The sequence below is a fragment of the Vibrio sp. HENC-03 genome, assembly GCF_000305755.2.
Taxonomy (GTDB): Bacteria; Pseudomonadota; Gammaproteobacteria; order Enterobacterales; family Vibrionaceae; genus Vibrio; species Vibrio owensii.
Genome location: NZ_JH976133.1, coordinates 21,577 through 43,754, shown reverse-complemented (window position 1 = coordinate 43,754; position 22,178 = coordinate 21,577). Strand labels below are relative to the sequence as shown.

The following is a 22,178-nucleotide window of genomic DNA, read 5'->3' as shown; positions in this document are numbered from 1 at the left end:
CCATGACAAACAAGACTTTTATCATCGCAGAAGCGGGTGTAAACCATAATGGTGACTTTGAGCTAGCAAAGAAATTGATTGATGCAGCCGTAGAGGCTGGCGTTGACGCTGTAAAATTCCAAACATGGAAAACAGAGCTGCTGGTTACGGAAGATGCGCAAATGGCCGAGTATCAAGTAGAGAATACTCAGCGAGAGGAGACGCAGTTTGAGATGCTGAAGCGTTTAGAGCTTAGCTACAATGATTTTTCAGATTTGAAGGCTTACTGTGACTCAAAAGCGATTACTTTTATGTCTACGCCAGATGAAGAGCAAAGCGCAACATTTCTTGATCAGCTGCAAAATGTCTTCAAAATTGGCTCTGGTGAATTAACCAATACACCATTCTTACGTCATATCGCTAGCTTTAAAAAGCCAGTTATTCTATCTACTGGAATGGGCTACTTACATGAAGTTGAACATGCAATCATGACCCTAGTTGATGCAGGATTAACTCTAAGTGACATTACGGTTTTGCATGCGACGACAGATTACCCTACTGCACCTGAAGACGTTAATTTGGCGGCGATGTTAACGATAGAAAAGGCCTTTCCAGGTATTACAGTCGGATACTCTGATCATACTTTAGGCATCGAAATTCCCGTTGCAGCCGTAGCAATGGGAGCAAAGGTTATTGAGAAGCACTTTACACTAGACAACACTATGGAAGGACCAGACCATAAAGCGAGCCTTGAGCCACAAGAGTTGTCAGATATGGTCACATCAATTCGTAATATTGAAAAAGCGCTTGGTTCAGGTTGGAAAGTACCGACAAAAACAGAGCAGGCTAATCGAAATGTTGTTAGAAAAAGCATTGTTGCAGGACAAGAGATATCGGCAGGGCAGTTGATTACTCCTGATATGCTAGAAATTAAACGCCCTGGTAATGGCATCTCTCCAACAAGATGGGATGAAGTCGTTGGCTCTGTAGCCAAAAAAGACTACCAAATTGGAGAGCTAATCTGATGAGAAAAATCTGTGTCGTGACGGCTACGAGAGCTGAGTATGGTTTATTAAAATGTCTATTGGAAGACATTGAAAATGATCCAGAGCTAGAGTTGCAGATCATTTCAACAGGCAGCCACCTGTCTCCTGAATTTGGCCTGACGAATCAGCAAATTCTTGATGATGGATTTTGTGTAAACAAGAAAATAGAAATATTGTTGTCATCAGATACTCCAATCGGAGTAAGCAAAAGCATGGGGCTTGCGCAGATCAGCTTCGCTGAAGCATTTGATGAATTGCAGCCAGACATCGTGGTTGTATTAGGTGATCGTTACGAGTTAATCCCAATTGTTTCTGCCGCAAATATTGCGCGTATTCCAGTGGCTCACTTAAGTGGCGGAGAGCTAACAGAAGGCGCGATTGACGAACTGATTCGTCACGCAGTGACCAAATTGTCTCATTTACACTTTACCGCAATGGATGAATATTCAACGCGTGTGATTCAAATGGGAGAGTTGCCAGAAAGAGTGTTTACGGTTGGGGAAGTCGGCTTAGATAACTTGCTGCGCATGCAGTTGATGTCCAAAGAAGAATTTGAAAACTCGATAGATTGTAAGCTGAAAGCAAAAAACTTGCTATTTACCTATCATCCAGAGACCACTCAGGATGTTGAAGAGGTCGAACGTGACTTCTCTGAGATTCTGTCAGGTTTTGACAATCTCAATGACACGTTAATCATATTTACTAAGGCAAATGCTGATGTTGGTGGTCGTTTGATTAATAAAATGATCGATGCCTATGTTGCAGAGAATAGTGACAAAGCGATTGCATTTACTTCGCTGGGGCAGCTCAGGTATTTATCAGCATTGCAATACGTTGATGCCGTGGTCGGGAACTCATCTAGCGGTATCGTAGAGGCGCCATCGTTTAAACTTGCCACTATTAATATCGGCGATCGCCAGAAAGGAAGAGTGAGAGCGAACAGTACTCTTGATGTAGCCGTAAGCGCTACCGAAATCTCGTCTGCTTTAGACCAAGTGTATAGCGGTGCATTTAAAGAGTCTCTATTGCAAACAGTGAACCCTTACGGACAGGGAAATAGTTCTAAAAAAGTGGTAGATGTTCTGAGGGCTGTTGATTTGAATAGTTTAAAAACTAAGCCATTTTATGATGTTAAATACTGAAAATAGAACGATAGGCGGTGAGCAAGAGCTTGCCAAGGATGGTCTCTTTTATGGAGTGACGAATAGTGGGCGCTCTTCGCTAAGATGGGCTGTTCGCTCAATGTCACTTCAGGGGAAAAAGGTTCTTGTTCCAGACTTTGTATGTCAAATTGTTGTTGATGTATTACTAGAATTCGATATCGAAGTACTATTTTATGCAGTTCAAGATAACTTTGAATTCGAATTTTCTGATGATTATCAAGATATTAGTGCAGTATATTTAGTTAAGTATTTTGGTCATGAGAGTACTTCGTTTCGTAATTTGATAGAGCACTCTCAAGTTCCATTCATTATCGATGATGTTTTTGGTGTCGAGCCTCCTAAGGTCTTGGCTGATGTACAGTGGTGTTACTTTAATAGCTTAAGAAAAATAACCGCAATAGCTGATTTCAGCCAACTGATATCAAACGTACCATTAGAACGATTGAATAAGTTACGTTTGTCAGAATTTTCAGAGATCAAATATCAAGCAAAAAACATAAAGGCTGAGTTTCTCAGTAATTCTATCGGTAATGAGAGTGATTACTTATCACCTTTTTCATATGCCGAAAATTTGTTGGATAGCGGTGTTGGAATCTATGAACCAGAAGATAAAAGTACGGTTCTAGCATGTCAGTTCTATAGTGATAAACACGTAGAATTAAAGATACGTAAAGAAAATCTGACGACCGCCAAAGAACTTCTTAGAACCGACCAATATATAGATATTAATGTGAACTTCCCCTCTTTCTTGCCACTACTGTTAGCTAATCGCGATAAAGTGAGAAAGGGACTGATGGAGCATTCAATCTTTTTGGCGGTCCACTGGCCTGAAGTTGAGCAGGTTTCAAATCAGTTATCAGGAAACGTTCTTTCCTTACCTTTGGATAGTCGCTATACGCAAGAAGATATCTCACGAATTTGTAACTTGATTAAGAAACTAGATAAATGAATGAAGAAAAATTAGAGTTGAAGCTCGCTAGTTATGAATATTTTGAAAGCTTTTTTCGATTGAGAAGCCAACCCCAAAATATCTACTGGTCGGGCTTTTCTGAGGCTCCCATTAAAGAAAAACTAGAGCATCATTTTTTTGCAGCCATCGAGAGTAGCTCTAGAGAGTTCTACCTTTTATGTGAAAAGGGTGAAGCGATAGGTTATTTGTATATAGATTATAATTCTGATGCTGACGAAGTTGAGATTGCATATGGTATATCTTCTGAGAAGAGTGGGCGTGGGTTAGCAAAGTTCATGATCAAAGAAGGATTATCTGTAACGAAATATAAAGTCGATAAAGTAATCGCGTGGATTGCAACTTCAAATATCCCTTCTATTAAATCGGTTGAATCATTAGGATTTATAAAAACGATAGAAGAAGAAGTTCGATCTTTTAATCAAGAAGTCGAGCCAGTAAAATTCTGTAAGTTCATAAAGATTTATGGTGATTGTCAATGAGTCACGAGTGGAAAAATGTGTTGCTAGAACCTTCAGCAACAATTCTAGAAGCATTAGAAATTATCAACAAAGAAGCCTTGCGCGTTGCTTTGGTTATTGATAAAGAGCAGCACCTAGTTGGGGTCGTTACAGATGGTGATATTCGACGAGGTTTGCTCAATAACCTTTCCTTAAATGATGCCATAGCTCTAGTTATGAATACAAACCCAACAGTTGCAGAGGTTGGTGCTGAAAGAGAAACCTTAATTGATTTAATGGAATCTAAAGGTGTTCTTTCAATTCCATTGCTCAAAGATGGCAAAGTTGTAGGTTTGGAGACACTGCACGGTGCATTAAGTAAAAATAAATATCAAAATCCAGTATTTATAATGGCAGGAGGTTTTGGTACCAGATTACGCCCTTTAACAGACACATGTCCAAAACCGATGTTAAAGGTTGGTGATAAACCTATCTTAGAAACTGTTGTTAAAAGTTTTATTAAAGCAGGTTTTAGTAACTTTTATATTTCGACTCATTACATGCCAGAGCAAATTCACCAACACTTTGGTGATGGAAGTAATTTAGGCGTTAATATCTCGTATGTACATGAAGATTCACCGTTAGGAACTGGAGGAGCTCTTGGCTTACTGCCAGAAGATATGCCAAGAGATTTGCCTCTAATCATGATAAATGGAGATGTATTAACCAAGGTGGATTTCCAACGGTTATTAAACTTCCATATAGAAAATGATGCGGACGCTACTATGTGTGTTCGTGAATATGATTATCAAATACCATATGGTGTTATTAATGGTGAAGGTAACCAGATAACAAGCATGGTCGAAAAACCAGTGCAGCGCTTTTTTGTAAATGCTGGTATCTATGTTGTTTCTCCAAGAGTTATTCAGTCTGTGGAAAAAAACCAGAATATTGATATGCCTACATTACTCGAACAGCATATGAAAGAGCGTCAAAAAGTACTTATGTTCCCTATTCATGAATATTGGCTAGATATTGGTCGTATGGATGACTTTAAAAGAGCTCAAGTGGACATTTTATCTTTAGGTATATAACTTGATAATTTTTAAACAATAGGCTTGAAGTGAAAGTTGGAATTAAGTTTACTTAGTTACGTTTTTAATTGATAAACTTTCATACCAAATACAACAGAGTTAAAATATCAACTTGAATTTATATAAGTTGATGGCTTGGAAAAATTAAATGCTAATCAATATAAAGAAAACATCTCAAACTGGACTTGAAAGCAATATTGAGTTCAATAACAAAGTATTTTATTACCATGTGTTTGGTAGCTTATATTTGGAAAATGAAGCAGAAGTCATTAAATCCATACTAGACGATAATCAGGAATACTTGAGAAAGTTAGTTGGTAATTTCACAGTGGTCGTCCTAGATCCGATTTCTGGGCAAGTAAAGATAGTTTCCGATCGCCCAGGTAAGCAGAATATTTTCTACCATATGGGTTCTCAGGGGCTTACGATTTCAGATGATTTTTGGGAAATAAAAGAAGCGCTTTCACTTAGTATCGACGATGTTGATAGAATGGCGATAAAACAACAACTTGTGTTTTTTACAGGATTGAATGGAAGAACATTATTCAAAGAAGTGAAAAGCGTCCCAGCAGCGTCAATCTTGAAATTTAAACTCGATGATCTGAACGTTACAATAAAAAGATACTGGCAATTTAGCTACAATGAGAATCAATTATCTTACGATGATAAACTTGACCTTATTGATCAAACTTTTACTAACGCACTTGGAACTATTAAGAAACTGAATCCGCAAGAAGAAAGTTTTGCTGTAGGGGTCAGTGGCGGTCTAGACTCGAGAATTATTCCTTATTACGCAACCAAAAATGGTATGAATATTGAGGGTTTCACTATTGGTATCGAAAGGCCTAGGAAACTCTTTTTATCAAATGACTTTAATAGTGCAAACAAAATAGCGAGTCATTTTGGTATAGAGCGTAGAACTTTGCAGTACAACTCAATTTCTTTTGAAGAACAATTGCAGATGGAAACGCGACTGGCTCCTGAAGTTGGTTCACAGATGTTTAAAATCGTCGATGTTGGTCAGTTGAAATCGAATATTTTGATTACAGGGGCTAGTGGGTTTGTTATTGGCGCATCTCCAATGTATAGCTCCATGAAGCAAAGTCCTCTCGTTGACCATACATTACTGTATCAATCGCTGTTAGGAACTAAACCAAGAGCTGCAAAAGTTAAGAAAGCGATCAGTTCACTAACAGGGGCTTCATTAAGTTTTAAGCCTCAGCTAAACATGACTGGCTTTGGAAGCTTCTTCACTAAAGAAGAAGTTGATGAATGTATCGCAGATATCGAGCAGTTTTATTCAGATTTAGGTCCTCTTTCTAAATCTGAAAAACTCATGAACTACGCTATTTTTGGTGTTGGTCGTAATAACGCTAAAGGTGCATTTGAGAGTTTCTTAGGACAGAAAGAGTCATATAGCATCTATACGCCATTCTTCTTGGATACAGTTCAACAATTTAGTGAAGATGAGCTTCTTAACAGACAACTATTCCAAGAATTTATTGCAAAGCGTTTACCTGAGTTAGCGGCTATACAGGGACAAGACTTTAAGCCAACCCTTTTAGGTGAAAATAGCGCATTGACATCTCTATCAAGAAAGTTGCTAGCAATGGGGAACTTTGTGATTCGAGGCAATGGTGTTATGAACTATGAAAACTGGGTTAAATCTCGAGAATTCAAGGAGCTAAAGTTGCGTGTGGATCACGAGGCGAAACCAATTCTAACAGCCTTAGGAGTAAATTTTGATTATGGTGAACATAGAGTCCATTCAGCTCTTCAACAAAATATCTTAAAGATGCAAAACATTCTAACAAAGATATAATTTATGAACATCAATAGTATTAAAATACTATTATTGAAGCCAGTAGTGATTTACTTACTGGCTGATATTCTAGTGAAAAGTTTGCAGTTTCTATTGATGCCTTCAGCATCTCACTTGCTTGATATTCAAGAATACGGAAAGTTAACATTATTTTTAGCGTTGTTAACGGCTCTTGTTCCAATGGTAAGTTTATCAAGTGAGTCTGCCTATTCAATTTTTTATAATCATAAGTTGGGTGAGAATAAAGAGAGACTGTTCATTAACAGCATTCATGTTGCGGCAACAGGATATGTTATTTTTACGTTGTTAACATTATTGCTTTCCTTAATAGATGATCATCTCATATTCAATTTTGTCTCATTGAAGCATCAAATGACAAAAATGTTTCTCATCGTATTTTTTGAGTATTTTGTTAACCTTTATTTATTATCAAGTCGATTAAGTTTCAATAAGAATAGGTACTTCGTTTGGTTCATATTTTATTTCTCAATGAAGTTTTTTATTGGATTAGGAAGTATTTATCTCTTTAGAAATTCAGATGCATATTTGAATGCTATCTTATGCCTGAACTTGTTCTTTGTGCTTTTAGTTGTATCTAGGCAATTTAGTTTATCCGACTTCTTTAAAGAGCTTTTTGTTTTTGAAAAAAGCATTTACATAAGAATCATTAGATACTCTGCAATAATACTTCCTGTGAGTATTTTTTCCGTAGTCAACTCTATGGTTGACAAGGCTTATATAACTTCTTTGCTTCCAGTAGAAGATCTTGCGAACTATACTTCTATTTTTTTACTCGCAGGGTCCATACAGATTGTCATTTTAGCAATGAATAAAGCATATATGCCAAAACTGTTAAAAGTGTACTCTGAGCATGGATATTTGGCATTGGATAAGATGAAAAATAGCACCCGCAACTTAATGGTTGTTAATTTTTCTATCTTTATTGTCTGTATTATAGTTCTGCCATTTTTATTTAAGTTAATATATAGTGATAAGATACAGTTTAGTTATGACGTTTTTGTTGTTCTTAGTCTGAGCTTCTTGTTTAATACTATTTATATTCTTTACACGAACGTTCTTTCACTAGAAGAAAGTACAGCAAAGTACAAAATGTTTGGTTTTATCTTTGCGATATTGATAAACATACCACTAAGCTATATGTTGACTCTTAATTATGGAATCTTGGGAGCTGCCGCATCTACAATGCTAAGTTGTATTTTTGCAGCATTCACATTGTTTTTGTTAGTTAACTTTAAAGTAAAGAAAATCTACCTTCTTAAAGAGAGTTGTATATTTGTTTGTGGTGCATTTTTAGTTTCAATATTCATGTTATACCTTAATTCAAAAGTGGTATTTTTATAACAAATGAAGGTAATATAATATGGCTGAACCTTATCTTTTGATTGATTTAGAATCTATCAAGCACAATGCAGCAACACTTAATTCTGCGGCAAGAGGAAATTGTGAACTTGTCGGTGTAATTAAAGCCGATGCCTATGGACATGGAGCTCTTGAGGTTTGTCAAGCTGTAGACTCAATAGATACCTTCGCTGTTGCTCGTCTATCGGAAGGTGTTGCTTTAAAAGAATCTGGTATAGAGAAGAATATTCTAGTTTTCTCCGGAGTGAATACATATGACGATTTAATGGTTGCTATTAAATATAACCTTATTGTTGTAGTCCACACAGAAAGCCAACTAAAACTTCTTTCTACTATTCCAAACGGATATAAGCTTCGTTGTTGGGTTAAATATGATAGTGGTATGCATCGACTAGGGTTACATAAAGATGAACTGATGCGTGTATTATCTACTTTAGAGTTAATGGAAAGTGTTAACGTAGATGGCGTATTGAGTCACTATTCCTCGGCAGATAACGATTGTGAACGAAGTTTAATTCAGTTGGAGAACTTCGATAAGGCTGTTGCTAGTTGTGAAGCAAATACATCGATAACAAATTCAGCTGCGCTTTTGAAAGGGTACTATAAAGGTCAAAGCCATGCTCGAATTGGCCTTTCTTTATACGGGATATCTCCTTTTAGCGATAAAGTCGGAGCTGAACTTGGCTTGAGTCCTTCGCAATCTCTAAAGGCATTTGTTACTTCTGTTCGTCGGCACCCAAAGAGAGAGCCTGTCGGGTACGATGGGACTTGGGTATCAAACGAAGATACAAACTTAGCTGTAATTGGAATTGGCTATGCAGATGGTTATCCACGAAGTGCAAAAAATGGTACGCCAGTTCTTATAAATGGTGTTGAATTCCCGCTAGTTGGCCGTGTATCAATGGACTTGATCAGCGTAGATATTGGTAATCACTCAGATGTAAAAATTGGTGATGAAGTTACGCTATGGGGGCCTGAGCTTCCAGTCGAACGCATAGCAAAATACGCAAACCTGATTCCTTATGAACTACTAACAGGAGTATCGAAACGGGTGCGTCGTTACTATTCTAACACTCACAGTGACATTGATGCCTAATGTATTTTGTCTCATGAGTAAATTGAAGTCATTCTTGGTATCAATATGATATTTACCTCAAAGGGTTACCTGAATTTATTGTTGGCTACATTAATTCTGTTTTTTATTTCTCGTCAGAATTTAGTGAACTTGGGTTTCTTAGCATATTTTAATCACATCTACATATTGATTTGCACTGCAGCTTTTCTTATATGTATATTTTATAAGCCAGTTAAACGAAGGTTTCTTTTCTTATCCTTTATACTGTTTTCTTATTCTGCGTTCATGGTAGTTAGAAGCGGTATACCGGTAATAAACATCCTCCAAACGTTTTTAACTTTGAAGTTTGTTTTTGTGTTTTTTGTTATGGCCTATGCATTGAATTCAGATAGGCCATTAATACTAGCAAAGTTCACTAAAGCTCTTACGTATATATTATTAGCGTCATCTCTATTTGTAATATTTGATTATTTAGCACCAAACTTTTTATATACCTTAGCAAAGGATGGAAGAGGGATAATGGGAGTATCTCCTGGCTCTTTCTTTGGTTCTCGAGTCTTATATTCTGGCTTTCTTTTGTTATATAGTATTCTTCTATTGTCGTTTAAGTATTGCGAAAGTAGAAAACGATATTTCATCTATAAGCCGAAGGTTTACTGGTCTTTGCTTGGTCTTGCTTTCGTTCTTTTGTTTCTAACCTTTTCTAGAAAGGAACTGCTTATATTACTGGTCGCATATGGTGTAACCGTGATGTATCGGAATAAAGGCTTAATAAGATTACTTGGGACTATTGCCCTTATCATCATTACTCCTGTTATATTGTCTGCTCTGTGGTTAGTTTTTGGTGAGTCTATACAAGCTAACTTTAACGAGAATTATGTACGCTATAAAATCTTCTATTACGCTATGGAGATATTTGAGTATAACTTTCCGTTTGGCTCCGGACCAGGAACATACGGAACCGTAATGTCAAAAATGTATACGGATGTTTATAGTTTCTTTAAAGTTGATAGAGCTATCATTGGCTATGGTAGTCAAATAGAAGGCCCTATCTTTGACTTGTTTTTTGTTTCTCTTGTAGCAGAGTACGGGCTTGGAATAATATTTGTGATGTGGTTTATATTCTTACCATTTGTCGCAGAGAAAGACCATTATGTAGATCAATTTGTTCATATAAAATTAATACGAATTAATAGTTTTATCATGCTCATGGGTATAGGTTTTATGGTGCCAATTATGGGGAATATGATAGGGTTGTTGCTTTTCTTTTTACTAGGAATATTGACATCAAACAATTCAATTTTTGTTCAAGGTCGGAAGCAGGGTAATGCATAAGGTAGTAGAAACATATATTATCAATAATAATCTTACAAATGAGGCTGAAGTTTGGCCTTTAATTAAGTGTCAGATGTATCGTCATGTCCGTCTTTCAAAGAATGTAGACGACATGGAGTATAAATCCACGTCATACCTACCACTGTTTTTTGCCTTGTTATTAAGTGTTTTTAATATACTTAGAACTAAGTTTAATAAAAAAGAAGTTGCATATTTTGGTGCATTTTCGCGGGTGTCGATACAGAAAGGCCAACTTCACGATGAGTTTGTTTCGCAAGAAAAGCAAAAAAAGATGTGTACGCTTTATCATTGTTCTAACTTCGAAGGCGTCAAACTTTCTGCGTGTTTTAAACGTGGCGTGATTTTTGAAAACCTCATAGTGAAGCTATTAGGCTTAATTATTAAACGTGGTGGTTGGTTTCCCCAACCGCCTGTCTTATCAGAGCGTTTTTTTGAATTATTAAGCCAAGAGTACGACGTCTCTAAAGAGAAAATACAAGGTATCTTGCTTGATTATGAGTGTAAGAAAGCCGCGTACAAAAAGTTGATTCAATGGTTGGGTGTTGTGCGAGTTGAAGTTGTATCCGCGTACACTAAGCCTGCAATTGTTAGTGCTGCGAATGGCTTAGGTATTGAGACTCTTGAGTATCAACACGGTTTGTTAGCACCCTACCACCCATCTTACCATTACACAGGTGATAAATTGTGGCGCAGCAGTATGTTACCGAACCGCCTAAAGCTGTACTCTAGCTTTTGGCAAATGAAGATGCGTGAGGCTAATTTTGTTAAGGAAGACGCAATAGAAGTAGAGGGGGGGTTATCTCCTGTTCATCACGATGTTAAAAAACAAGTATTTAGCAAAGTTGGGAGCGAAAAGTTTTTCCTCTTTACTGGCCAAGGACTTTGCTACTCTGAAGTGTCAACATTTATCATCGACCTCATCGCGAAGTATCCCGATTATACTGTTGTATATCGACCTCATCCCAGAGAGCATCAAAATCATGAACAGCTTTCTCTTAAGATAAATAACGACAGATTTATTGTGATTGATAGGGAGACCCATCAAGACACATTAACTTTGATTGGCGCATCTAGGGCACACTTCTCAATATTCTCTTCATGCCACTTTGAAGCTATCGAACTTCTTGGTAAAACGTATGTTTTAGATATCATAGAACATAACTTAATGAAGGAAGGTGGTGAAGATGAGAACATAATCTTCATTACCAACGCATCTCAAATTATGGATATCTAGCGCGAAAGTATCTCTATGAAAAAGTTAAAACTCGTAATTTACTACCTATTTTTCTATAACTTACCTAACTCAAGGTACTTGCCACTGTTTAGTAAACTTCGTTGCTGGTACTTGAGTCGAGTATTAAAAGTTGTAACGGCACATCAAAAAAACCGATTAGAAAATCGGATTTACATTTCTGATGCCTCTGGGTTGAAGATTGGCCAGAATGTACGTATCAACGAGAACGTGTTTATTCAAAGTGCCACAATCGGCAACAACGTTATGATTGCACCTAATGTGGCAATTCTCTCTAGTACTCATAGCTACGAAAGACTCGATATTCCAATGGTCGATCAAGACGATATCTTCGGTCTACCGCCGGTCATTGAAGATGATGTTTGGATTGGCCGTAATGTAGTGATAAAGCATGGTGTTACTATTGGGAAAGGCGCAATTGTTGGCGCATGTTCTTTAGTTACAAAAGACGTACCAAGTTATGCCATCGTTGGTGGTGTGCCCGCAAAAGTAATCAAATATAGAAACGCCCAAGAAACAGAAAAGAAGTACGAAAATGAATAAAACATGCACAATTGGTGGGCTAGAGATTTCAGCATACGACAGCATGGAGCACGCTGTTGATTCTATCTTACACAATGGAAATGTTGTTAGTGGCTTTGCCGTCGCAGTGAATGCGGAAAAGATTGTATCTAGTTACGAAAAAGCAGAAGTAAAAAACATCCTAGAGTCTGCAACTATTCGATATCCAGATGGTGCAGGGGTGTCTCTAGTCATGTCAAAACGTGGCTGTCCGAGCGCGAGAATCCCTGGATGTGACTTATGGTTGGAGCTAATGAAAGGCTCTGCACCACTCAGCGTGCCTGTATTTATTGTGGGTGCGAAACCAGAAGTGAACCAACAGACTGTCGATAAGCTCAAGCAAGAGCTAAACGTTAATGTTGTGGACTCTTGTGACGGTTACTTTAAAGATGAAGCTGAGTTGATAGAGCGTATCAAGCAAAGTCAGGCTAAAGTCGTAACTGTTGCTCTTGGCTCTCCTAGGCAAGAGAACTTTATTAACAAATGTCGTGAAGTTTATCCAGAGGCCTTTTACATGGGGGTTGGCGGTACCTACGATGTATTTACGGATCGTGTTAAACGTGCACCACAATGGGCGCAAAAGTATAACTTGGAGTGGTTCTACCGATTAGCGTGTCAGCCGACAAGAATTACTCGTCAACTTAAGCTCGTAAAATACCTGTCTTTGGTCGTGACAAAGAAAGTTTAATCTTGTTCTTTTATATTAGATAGAAAAATGCCCACGATGTCGTGGGCATTTTTGTTTGAGTTCAAGTCAGATTACGATAAGAGAGCTATTCAAGTTAACTATTGGAAATCGTAACCGTTTCAGGCTTTCCCAGCTTACTACGCACATAACTGGTGATACGCCAAACGTAAGACAGAATAAAGCAGTAAGCCACAAAACAGGCGATGAAGGTATAGAACATAATCGCTTCAGAAAGGCCTGTCATCTCTCCATAAATACCAAATGCCGCGTATGCCGATGCAATGAAACATATGGCGACAAGCGTTTGTTTTGAGCTAAGCCCTAAACGTTGGAAGATGTGATGCAAGTGTTCACGGTCCGGCTTGAATGGAGAGTCACCACGACGTACTCGGCGAATCATAATGGCCGCCATGTCCATAAGAGGCACCGCGATCAGCCATAAAGCGGTTACTGGACGCATCAAAGGTTTGCTTTCTGCTTGGCTGACACCGAGCAATAGCCAAATGACTGTAAAACCAATCATCATGCTACCGGCATCACCCATAAAAATTTTTCTTTCTCGCCCTAACATTCCTAGGTTCATAAATATATAGGGAAGCATCGCGACGATAATCACCACGCAAAGGTAAGCAAGGCCGTGTTGGCTATCGACTTGCAGTAAGAAAGCAAGTGCGCCAAAAGTCACAATAGAAAGGCCTCCTAGTAGGCCATCAATGCCATCCACCATATTGAACGCATTAATTGCACCAATAACTGCAAAAGTAGTGATAACAGTACCTACCCAGCCAAGGCTTATCTCACCAAAACCAAACATATTACCTAAGCTATGCAGCTCAATGCCAGCAACCTTCATCATCACAAGAGATAATACTGCTTGGATAGTTATGCGAACTTTTACACTCAGATCAAACTTATCGTCTAATGCTCCAATAAACGTAAGTAAACAGATAGAGCTAACGTATAGCCAACTATGTTCAATGACATCGGGTTTGAACGTTAAAAATTGCGTCAAGACAAGACATATAGAGATCCCCCCCACTAAAGGAACGACGCCTTCGTGAAGCTTGCGCTCATTGGGCTTATCTACTAATCCAATGCTCTTAGCGGCTTTGCGCATAATAAAGAGAGTTGCAACTGAAGAGAAAAATATGAATATGAGTTCTAGGAGCATATATATCTTGCCAACACGTAGTTTTAGTTATTCGCGACCTATTCTAACCGACAGATCGACTATCACAAGGGGAAATTGAGTAACATTGTGAGAGAGAGCGAGACTAAATATTGCTAATAATATTGAAGCAAGGTTTTATTCATAATGTAATTAAAGCACGGTTTTCAGATTTTTCTCGAGAAAGTGTTGATATAGCGCTTCTTTTGCCGTCCTCTCGCCATGAATCAAATGGATCTCTTTAGGAGGAGGGCTTATCCCTTCCACAAAACGAATCAGCTCAGCTTTATCTGCATGTGCAGAATAACCAGACATCGTATGTATCTTAGCTTGCACATGAATTCTCTCATCATCAATCTCCACTTCTTCAGCACCACCTTGTATATCCCTACCTAACGTTCCTTCTGCTTGGTAGCCTGCGAACAACACATCATTACGCTTATCCGGTAACAAGGCTTTGAGGTAATTGACCACACGGCCGCCTTCACACATGCCAGAAGCCGCGACCACAATAGCGGGCTCTGCCGTGCTAGCGAGACGATTTACCAAGCGCAAATGTTCCGCATGATTCTCAATAGTAATACATTGTTCAAACGCCAGAGGATGACGATGATTCCCCAAGCGCTGCTTTGCTTCTTTTCCCCATAGCTTCTTAAATCGGCGGTAAGTCTTGGTGACCTTTTTCGCTAAAGGAGAGTCTAGAATGATAGGAAGAGAATTGTGTAAATCATGTTGATGAATAAGCTGTTCAATATCAAACAGCAATTCCTGCGTTCTGCCTACGCTAAATGCCGGAATAACTATCACACCACCATCTTCAAGCGCATGACGAATAATTGCGAGTAACCTTTGGCTTCGATTCTCGACACTCTCATGCTGTTTGTTACCGTAAGTGGATTCGATAAACAGATAATCCGCACGAGTAGGGGAGATTGGGTCTGGAAGAAGCGGTGTGTTACTTGGCCCCAAGTCACCAGAAAAGACCACCAACTCATTATTAGGAAGTTTAAACTCCACATAAGCAGAACCAAGAATGTGCCCCGCCGGCTGAAAGCGAAGATAAGCCAACTCTTTAAGCGGAAGCCATGTCTGGTAATCACAAGGTACCAATCGCTTTTTAATGACATTCAGGACTTGTTCTCTTTGTGCTTTCTTTAATCCTAGTTGAAGCTTCAACCCATCTTCCAGCATAAGCGGCACCAGTTCTGCCGTCGCACGAGCGCAGTAGATTTTACCTTTATAGCCTGCAGCTAATAGCCAAGGTAAGCGACCAATATGATCGATATGCGCATGAGTCAGCACCAAAGCTTTTATTCTGCGGACAGAAAACTCAATTTCTAATGAGCGGTGTTTGCCATTCTTCAATGCGTCCCGTCCCTGAAAAAGCCCACAATCGATCAAAATGCTGCCTTTAGGTAACTTGAGCTCGTGACAAGAGCCTGTTACTGAGTGCTTTCCTCCATGGTGCACAACCTGCATAAGCCTTTTTCCTTTTCGCGATTTACCTAGAACTGATTTGTTAAAAGATAAGCCATTTTTCGTCAGTTTTAACTTAATTGATAATCTCATCGAAAAGGAGAAGGTAAGTGGCAAAAATAGACAAAATTATACACACATAAACGAGAGTCATAAATTTGGCAGTAATTGATTGCTGCAGAGTGTGAACTCTCTCTAAGTTATGCAGTTTTATGCACTTTATGATTCGTGTTGCTGCATAAGAAGTTATTATAAAGGGAGTTCTATAAGGTGTTGATTTGTAGTAGTCGCTTGAAAACTGCCTTGTATTTATAAAATAACTGCCAAAAAAATGTCATGAAAAAGTCAGTTTTTCGTAAGCTTATGGCTTTTAGTTGCAACCTGTTTGCTATACAATTCCATGCCTAGAGTACGACATATTAAAAAAGCGGATTACATTGCCTTTAGGAGCCAGACCTAGGGGCGGTAGCGTACTCAAATTAGAAATCACGCGCACATGATGACGAACATCATCAAGGAATGCCGTAACATATAAATATAATTAAGCACATAGTTGCGCATCTGGCAAGTTGCTTCTTATCAAAAGGAGCGCTTAAACAAACATTTAAGTAAAGCCCCATTACGTCAGAGGGGCAAAATTAAAGCTGATACCCAGTTTTGAGTGATACATTGGCTAGGCATAAGGTTTCCCTTTCTATAAATATACCTTTCATTTCTCATAACTAGATCATTCGCGATTTAGTTATGCACAAGCCTACCTTTCCAGTATTGATTCTCGAGCGTAGCTAACACCCGTACGTGTCGTGGTGTTGCCCTGCGTTCGCAGCTTATTACTAATTCAAATTTTACTTTGTTATTTCGAAGTAGCTTCGTACATCCAAAATTTGGATATTCACTTTCAGCGTCTATTCATTGGCTAGGCTAATTTACATGTCAAAAAAGAAAATTCTTACCGTATTCGGTACTCGTCCAGAAGCCATCAAAATGGCACCTCTTGTCCATGCGCTTGCAAACGATGAACGATTCGAAGCAAAGTGCTGTGTGACTGCGCAACACCGTGAAATGCTTGATCAAGTCCTTGAACTGTTTGAGATCAAACCAGATTATGATTTGAACTTAATGAAGGCTGGGCAATCCCTCAATGATGTGACTGCACGTATCTTGCTAGAGCTCAAACCTGTACTGCAAGACTTTAAGCCTGATGTGGTGCTTGTTCATGGTGATACAGCCACTACTTTTGCCGCGAGCCTTGCAGCCTATTACGAGCAAATTGAAGTTGGCCATGTAGAGGCCGGATTACGCACAGGCAACATCTATTCGCCTTGGCCAGAAGAGGCGAACCGCAAGCTAACTGGTGCGCTAACCAAATACCATTTCGCGCCAACCGAAACCTCTCAAAATAACCTACTAAAAGAAAACACCAATCCAGCGGATATTTCTATCACCGGCAACACAGTGATTGATGCGTTACTTATGGTGAAAGACAAGATCGACAATGATGCAGCATTGAACGAGCAGCTCGCAGCGCAGTTCCCAATGCTAAAAGAAGACAAAAAGTTGATTTTGGTCACCGGGCATCGCCGTGAAAGCTTTGGAGGTGGGTTCGAGCGTATTTGTGAAGCGCTAGCACGCACAGCAAAAGAGAACCCTGATGCGCAAATCCTATACCCAGTTCACTTGAACCCAAACGTAAGAGAGCCAGTAAATCGCATTCTATCCAACGTGGATAACGTGCACCTTATCGAGCCTCAGCAATACCTTCCTTTTATTTACTTGATGAGCCGTGCGCACATCATCCTTACCGATTCCGGCGGCATTCAAGAAGAGGCGCCTTCATTAGGTAAGCCAGTATTGGTGATGCGTGATACCACAGAAAGGCCAGAAGCCGTTGCAGCAGGCACCGTGAAACTAGTGGGGACAGATGTCGACAAGATCGTCACAGGCTTAGAAGTGTTGTTAAAAGATGAAGAGGCTTATAAAGCAATGAGCTTCGCACACAACCCTTACGGTGACGGCCTAGCATGCCAAAGAATTTTAGACGAATTAGCAAAATAAAAAACCTCAGGAAATGAAAATGTCTTTTGAAACAATCTCAGTTATTGGCCTAGGTTACATTGGTTTACCTACTGCCGCGATGTTTGCATCACGTAAGAAAAAAGTGATTGGTATTGATGTTAACCAGCACGCAGTGGATACCATTAACCAAGGTAAAATCCACATTGTAGAACCTGATCTGGATATGATCGTGAGTGCTGCTGTATCAGAAGGTTACTTAAAAGCTAGCACAACCCCAGAACCAGCGGATGCGTTTTTGATTGCCGTACCAACCCCGTTCTTACCTTGTGAAGAGGGCGAAGTACCAGCACCAGATCTGTCTTATATAGAAGCAGCAAGCAAAGCGATTGCTCCTGTGCTAAAAAAAGGCGACTTGGTGATTCTAGAATCCACTTCTCCTGTCGGTGCGACAGAGCAAATGGCGGCTTGGCTTGCAGAAGCTCGTTCGGATCTTACTTTCCCGCAAACACATGGTGATAACGCGGATGTTAACGTTGCTCACTGCCCAGAGCGCGTACTACCAGGGCATGTTGTTCGTGAACTAGTAGAAAACGACCGCGTTATTGGCGGTATGTCGGCTCGTTGTTCAGAACGCTCTGTTGAATTGTACAAGACCTTTGTTTTAGGTGAGTGTGTGGTGACCAATGCTCGCACGGCAGAAATGGCGAAGCTAACCGAAAACAGCTCTCGCGATGTACAAATTGCCTTTGCTAACGAGCTATCCATCATCTGTGACAAGTTAGACATCAATGTCTGGGAATTGATTGCACTCGCGAACCGTCATCCACGTGTAAACATCCTTCAACCGGGCCCAGGTGTAGGCGGACACTGTATCGCAGTTGACCCTTGGTTTATCGTATCGAAAACACCAGAAGAGGCACAAATCATCCACACTGCGCGTAAAGTGAATGATGGCAAGCCGGAGTGGGTAATCAACAAAGTGAAACTGGCTATTGCGGACTTCCTACAAGCGAACCCAGATAAAACAGCAAGAGAAGTGACAGTCGCTTGTTACGGTCTGGCATTTAAACCGGATATTGATGACTTACGTGAAAGCCCGGCGATGGCTATTACACAACAGATTGCACAGATGCATGCTGGCCGCGTGATTGCAGTGGAGCCTAATATCGAATCTATTCCTGAAAAACTAAAACATGTTGAACTTGTAGAATTTGATATCGCAGCAAAAGAATCTGATGTACAAGTACTTTTGGTTGACCATAAAGAATTTAAGATACACCGTATTACAACTGGTAGAGTGATTGATACGAAGGGCATCTGGTGAGAAGCCTTATTCTAAAGAATTCATTAGCTCTTATTTCATTAAAACTAATTAATGCCATACTAGTCCTTGGTATTGTAGTGCTATCAGCTAAATACCTAGGGCCAGAGGAATATGGGAAATATGCATTAGTATTGTCAATAATTACTTTGCTTTCTATTCCTTTAAAAAATGGAGCATCAAATCTAACTATAAGAGAGTATAAAAAAGGACCTAGTCCAGAAATAAGAAAAAAGATAGATAGCATACAGGTTTTCTACTTCTTTATATTCATTATTTCTACAGGTGTTTTGTTCTCTATACTTTACTATCTAAAAGTAGTTGAAGGAGATCCATTTATAGTTATTGTGTCTTCAGTACTCTTTTCGATAGGAGCTGGATACGTTTCTATCTTTCGTACATACAATATTATAAATGAGAGATATAGGCTTTCACAGATTCCAGAAATGTTGCTCTCACCTGTTTTTATATTGGTCTTTCTTTTTATAGCCAATATTGATACGGGATATTTTTTGCTACTTATAAATGCTCTATCTTTTTTATTAATTTCATTAGGTATATACTTCATACGACGACCAATAACAATTAAATGGTGTGTTGGTTTGAAGATGGCCATCAAGTCCAGAGGGTTTATTACTTCTTCTTTGTATATGTCGGCATTAACTGGTTTACAACTAATAAATAGTCAGGTCGATATCTATTCTTTAGCAATGCTCTCGACTGAATCTAGTGTTGGTATATATAAGGTCGCTAACCAATTTGCTTCATTTTTATTTATTCCTGTCGTCTCTCTATCTATCTTTGTTGCACCAAAAATATTAGGTGAGATTGAAAAAGGGAATAAGAATATATCAAAGAAACTATTTCTACAAAGTTGTCTGATTGGATTTATTCTTTCGCTTTCTCTTTTAATCGGAGTACTAACTTTTTATCAGGAAGCGATAATGTACTTATTGGGAGAGGCTTATTCTGGTATAGGGGATGTGCTAGTTATTTTGTGTGTTGGCGCAGTGATGTACTCTATTTTTGGTCCAGTATTAGGCGTTGCCAATATGCTTGGTCTTGAGAAGTTATCATTAGTTTTAAGTGTTTTTTCAATTGCTATAAATATAACTTTAAATGGAATATTGGTTCCCCAACATGGAGCGGTAGGTGCGTCTGTATCAACAGTTATATCAATGATGATATGGAAGATTACTTTGAGTGTTTTAATTATAATAAAATGGAGAAAGGTTTGAAAGTTGCAGTGGTTGGGATGATTTATAGTAAAAACCTAGGCGACGGTGTGATCTACCAGTCACTAAAAGAGCTTCTTGAGAAGTCAGGAGTGACGGTTGTGCCCCTAGATACGGCGGGCTTGCGAGAGTTCTCGTTGTCTGAAGAAAAATATAGCAAGAAAAGTTTTAAAACAAAGATTATGAACTTTAGTCCGCTAACTTATAGATTGGCCACTTTGTTCACATCTAATGTAAAGCGAAGAGCATATAATAATTATGCTGAAAATATTATCAAAAGCTCAGATGCAGTAATAATAGGTGGTGGCCAATTAATTACCAATTTTACTGAGACATTGCCAACGCGATTATTGGATATCGCGAAGATATGCAAAAAATACAATAAGCCATATTCAATTTATGGATGTGGAGTAGGAACAAAATTCACTAAGTCCGGAATAGTAAAGTATACAGAATTAATTAGCGGTGCATCCTATGTGTCAGTGCGAGGTGAAAACTCTAAAGATAGACTAATCACATTGTTTAATGCTGACAATGTTAATGTAGTACCAGACCCGGTTTATGGGCTAGTTAGAAATACAAAAACTAGCGACGAAAAGAAAGTTGGAATTTGCTATCAAGATATACTTTCTTTAGGCATGCATGACGAAAACTTTTCTAAATTGGGTAAAGGTGGGTTAGACAAAATACTTGCAACTACAATTGAGCACCTAAATTTGAAAGGTATTCAATGCTGTGTTTTCACAAATGGTGATAAATTAGATTTTGATTATGCCTACGAGTTTTACAAAACTTATGGAGAGAAGCTTGGTTTTGAATTTGCAGCTAGGCCTAAGACACCTTCTGAACTTATAGATTTGATTGGAGGTTTTTCGCACGTTCTGTCATTTAGGATGCATGGTGCGATAATAGCACATGCGCTAAATAAACCTACTCTGAATATTGTATGGGATAAGAAGATCGAGGAAGTTTGGGCTGCTATTGGTTCTGAAACGCATACGTTGTCCTCAAACGATTTTTTAGATGAGGCTGAATTTTTAACTAGGCTTGAGATATGGTTAGGTTCAGGCGTTGAAAATAAAACTACTCATTCAATGTCGGAACGAAATCTGAAAAAATGCCTTGACAGAATGAGGTAGTATTTTGTGTAGTTCGGTTCATGTCGCTAAAAATCAAGAAAATGAAATTCATAGTCTCTTTTTGCTAATTGTAGCCATAGTTTTCGTATTTGCTTTTAGTATATATGTTGGTGGGTATTATATCGAAGGTGATATTCTTCACTATGTCCATATCTATGAAAGCTTATGGAGACTGGATCTAAATCTCGCATACTTTGAGTATGTTAGAAACATTAGTTCTCGTGAATTACCGCACTTTTTAATTGTATATTTTTTGGCGGGAATGTTAGATAGAGAGGTTTTTGTCTTACTGTCGAACTTAGCGCTTGTTGTTTCGGCTTTTCTTTACTTTAGGAGCCTTGGAGCAAGTGCATTTGTTATAACTCTTCTGTTAGTAACAAATTTCTATTTCTTTGTACTTTATATTCCAGCTGAAAGACTGAAGTTTTCGTTTATATTTTTATTCTTTGGTCTTTATTTTCAGAGTAAGGGAAAAGGTCTTTACTCACTTTTTTTCATTTTTTTATCAGTGCTAACCCATATAAGTATTGCGATCCTATTAGTTCCTTTTATTTTGAGAAAGTTTTTCCCATTACTAATGAAAAGGCCATTATTAAGCTTTTTCATGGCTATCTGTGTAATTGGTGTGCTTGGAATTATATCACAACACTTAGTGGCAAAATTTATATCATACTCAAAACTAGGTGGAAGCTACATTGATGTAATTAAGGTTATTTTGTTTATGACCTTAGCTTGTCTATCTACGCTGAGGTCAAAGAAAGAGCTTGTCTTTGTTATTTTCGCCTTCTTGTGGATGGCGATTTGTGTCTACTTGTTAGGTGGGAGTCGCGTTAACATGCTTGCCTTCTTTTTGTTTTTGTATTTCTCAATGCAATATAAGAAAGGCATTAATATTTACTTGCTTATACTTGTTACTTATTTTTCCTATGCATCTTATAACTTTATATTAACAGCGATAAAGTATGGAGATGCGTTTTATTTCGCATCTTAGGTGAATTGT

At 38.5% G+C, this 22,178-nt stretch carries 19 protein-coding genes; 17 read left to right on the top strand and 2 right to left on the bottom strand.

Annotation, left to right across the window (positions count from 1 at the left end):
• Window positions 1-2: 2 nt before the first annotated feature.
• The 12 genes from neuB (at window position 3) to VCHENC03_RS01115 (ending at window position 12,823) form a co-directional block, all read left to right on the top strand.
• A complete protein-coding gene (gene neuB, locus VCHENC03_RS01070) occupies window positions 3-1,004 on the top strand; it encodes an N-acetylneuraminate synthase (protein ID WP_005428233.1) in 1,002 nt (333 codons plus the stop codon).
• Window positions 1,004-2,167: a UDP-N-acetylglucosamine 2-epimerase gene (gene neuC, locus VCHENC03_RS01075; RefSeq protein WP_009707911.1), complete on the top strand. Its 1,164-nt coding sequence runs from the start codon at window positions 1,004-1,006 to the stop codon at window positions 2,165-2,167. The genes neuB and neuC overlap by 1 nt, the downstream gene beginning before the upstream one ends.
• Window positions 2,151-3,137 (top strand): pyridoxal phosphate-dependent transferase, encoded by a 987-nt coding sequence (locus VCHENC03_RS01080; RefSeq protein WP_032803137.1) that lies wholly within the window; start codon window positions 2,151-2,153, stop codon window positions 3,135-3,137. The genes neuC and VCHENC03_RS01080 overlap by 17 nt, the downstream gene beginning before the upstream one ends.
• Entirely contained in the window at window positions 3,134-3,637 is a 504-nt protein-coding gene (locus VCHENC03_RS0126320) for a GNAT family N-acetyltransferase (RefSeq protein ID WP_032803136.1), read from the top strand. The genes VCHENC03_RS01080 and VCHENC03_RS0126320 overlap by 4 nt, the downstream gene beginning before the upstream one ends.
• A complete protein-coding gene (locus VCHENC03_RS01085) occupies window positions 3,634-4,689 on the top strand; it encodes a nucleotidyltransferase family protein (protein WP_009707908.1) in 1,056 nt (351 codons plus the stop codon). Before VCHENC03_RS0126320 ends, VCHENC03_RS01085 begins: the two co-directional genes overlap by 4 nt.
• A 148-nt stretch (window positions 4,690-4,837) precedes the next feature.
• A complete protein-coding gene (locus VCHENC03_RS01090) occupies window positions 4,838-6,511 on the top strand; it encodes an asparagine synthase-related protein (protein ID WP_009707907.1) in 1,674 nt (557 codons plus the stop codon).
• 3 nt (window positions 6,512-6,514) lie between these two features.
• Window positions 6,515-7,873: a lipopolysaccharide biosynthesis protein gene (locus VCHENC03_RS01095; RefSeq protein WP_009707906.1), complete on the top strand. Its 1,359-nt coding sequence runs from the start codon at window positions 6,515-6,517 to the stop codon at window positions 7,871-7,873.
• A gap of 19 nt (window positions 7,874-7,892) precedes the next feature.
• Entirely contained in the window at window positions 7,893-8,987 is a 1,095-nt protein-coding gene (alr, locus tag VCHENC03_RS01100) for an alanine racemase (protein ID WP_009707905.1), read from the top strand.
• Between the two features lie 498 nt (window positions 8,988-9,485).
• Window positions 9,486-10,301 carry a hypothetical protein gene (locus tag VCHENC03_RS28080; protein WP_223975847.1) on the top strand — a complete coding sequence of 272 codons (816 nt, stop codon included), beginning with the start codon at window positions 9,486-9,488 and terminating at the stop codon, window positions 10,299-10,301.
• Window positions 10,294-11,556 (top strand): hypothetical protein, encoded by a 1,263-nt coding sequence (locus tag VCHENC03_RS01110; protein WP_009707903.1) that lies wholly within the window; start codon window positions 10,294-10,296, stop codon window positions 11,554-11,556. Before VCHENC03_RS28080 ends, VCHENC03_RS01110 begins: the two co-directional genes overlap by 8 nt.
• A 15-nt stretch (window positions 11,557-11,571) precedes the next feature.
• Window positions 11,572-12,117: an acyltransferase gene (locus tag VCHENC03_RS0126315; protein ID WP_032803134.1), complete on the top strand. Its 546-nt coding sequence runs from the start codon at window positions 11,572-11,574 to the stop codon at window positions 12,115-12,117.
• Window positions 12,110-12,823, top strand: coding sequence for a WecB/TagA/CpsF family glycosyltransferase (locus tag VCHENC03_RS01115; RefSeq protein ID WP_009707901.1), 714 nt, complete (start codon window positions 12,110-12,112; stop codon window positions 12,821-12,823). The genes VCHENC03_RS0126315 and VCHENC03_RS01115 overlap by 8 nt, the downstream gene beginning before the upstream one ends.
• 94 nt (window positions 12,824-12,917) lie before the next feature.
• Here the strand turns inward: VCHENC03_RS01115 and wecA are convergent, their stop codons facing one another.
• Both wecA and VCHENC03_RS01120 read right to left on the bottom strand, forming a co-directional pair.
• A complete protein-coding gene (gene wecA / locus VCHENC03_RS0126310; RefSeq protein ID WP_032803133.1) occupies window positions 12,918-13,994 on the bottom strand; it encodes a UDP-N-acetylglucosamine--undecaprenyl-phosphate N-acetylglucosaminephosphotransferase in 1,077 nt (358 codons plus the stop codon).
• Window positions 13,995-14,144: 150 nt separating this feature from the next.
• A complete protein-coding gene (locus VCHENC03_RS01120; RefSeq protein WP_009707899.1) occupies window positions 14,145-15,470 on the bottom strand; it encodes an MBL fold metallo-hydrolase RNA specificity domain-containing protein in 1,326 nt (441 codons plus the stop codon).
• 927 nt (window positions 15,471-16,397) lie between these two features.
• Between VCHENC03_RS01120 and wecB the strand changes: the two genes are divergently transcribed.
• From wecB to VCHENC03_RS01145, 5 genes are read left to right on the top strand one after another with little or no spacing between them, the layout of a single operon-like run.
• Entirely contained in the window at window positions 16,398-17,522 is a 1,125-nt protein-coding gene (gene wecB / locus VCHENC03_RS01125; RefSeq protein WP_009707898.1) for a non-hydrolyzing UDP-N-acetylglucosamine 2-epimerase, read from the top strand.
• A gap of 19 nt (window positions 17,523-17,541) precedes the next feature.
• On the top strand, window positions 17,542-18,807 hold the full coding sequence (wecC, locus tag VCHENC03_RS01130; protein ID WP_009707897.1) for a UDP-N-acetyl-D-mannosamine dehydrogenase: 1,266 nt from the start codon (window positions 17,542-17,544) through the stop codon (window positions 18,805-18,807).
• On the top strand, window positions 18,804-20,042 hold the full coding sequence (locus VCHENC03_RS01135) for an oligosaccharide flippase family protein (RefSeq protein ID WP_009707896.1): 1,239 nt from the start codon (window positions 18,804-18,806) through the stop codon (window positions 20,040-20,042). The genes wecC and VCHENC03_RS01135 overlap by 4 nt, the downstream gene beginning before the upstream one ends.
• Complete coding sequence (locus VCHENC03_RS01140; protein WP_009707895.1) at window positions 20,039-21,178, top strand: polysaccharide pyruvyl transferase family protein; 1,140 nt, start codon at window positions 20,039-20,041, stop codon at window positions 21,176-21,178. Before VCHENC03_RS01135 ends, VCHENC03_RS01140 begins: the two co-directional genes overlap by 4 nt.
• Before the next feature lie 4 nt (window positions 21,179-21,182).
• Window positions 21,183-22,169, top strand: a complete 987-nt coding sequence (locus tag VCHENC03_RS01145; RefSeq protein ID WP_009707894.1) for a hypothetical protein — start codon at window positions 21,183-21,185, stop codon at window positions 22,167-22,169.
• Window positions 22,170-22,178: the final 9 nt, after the last annotated feature.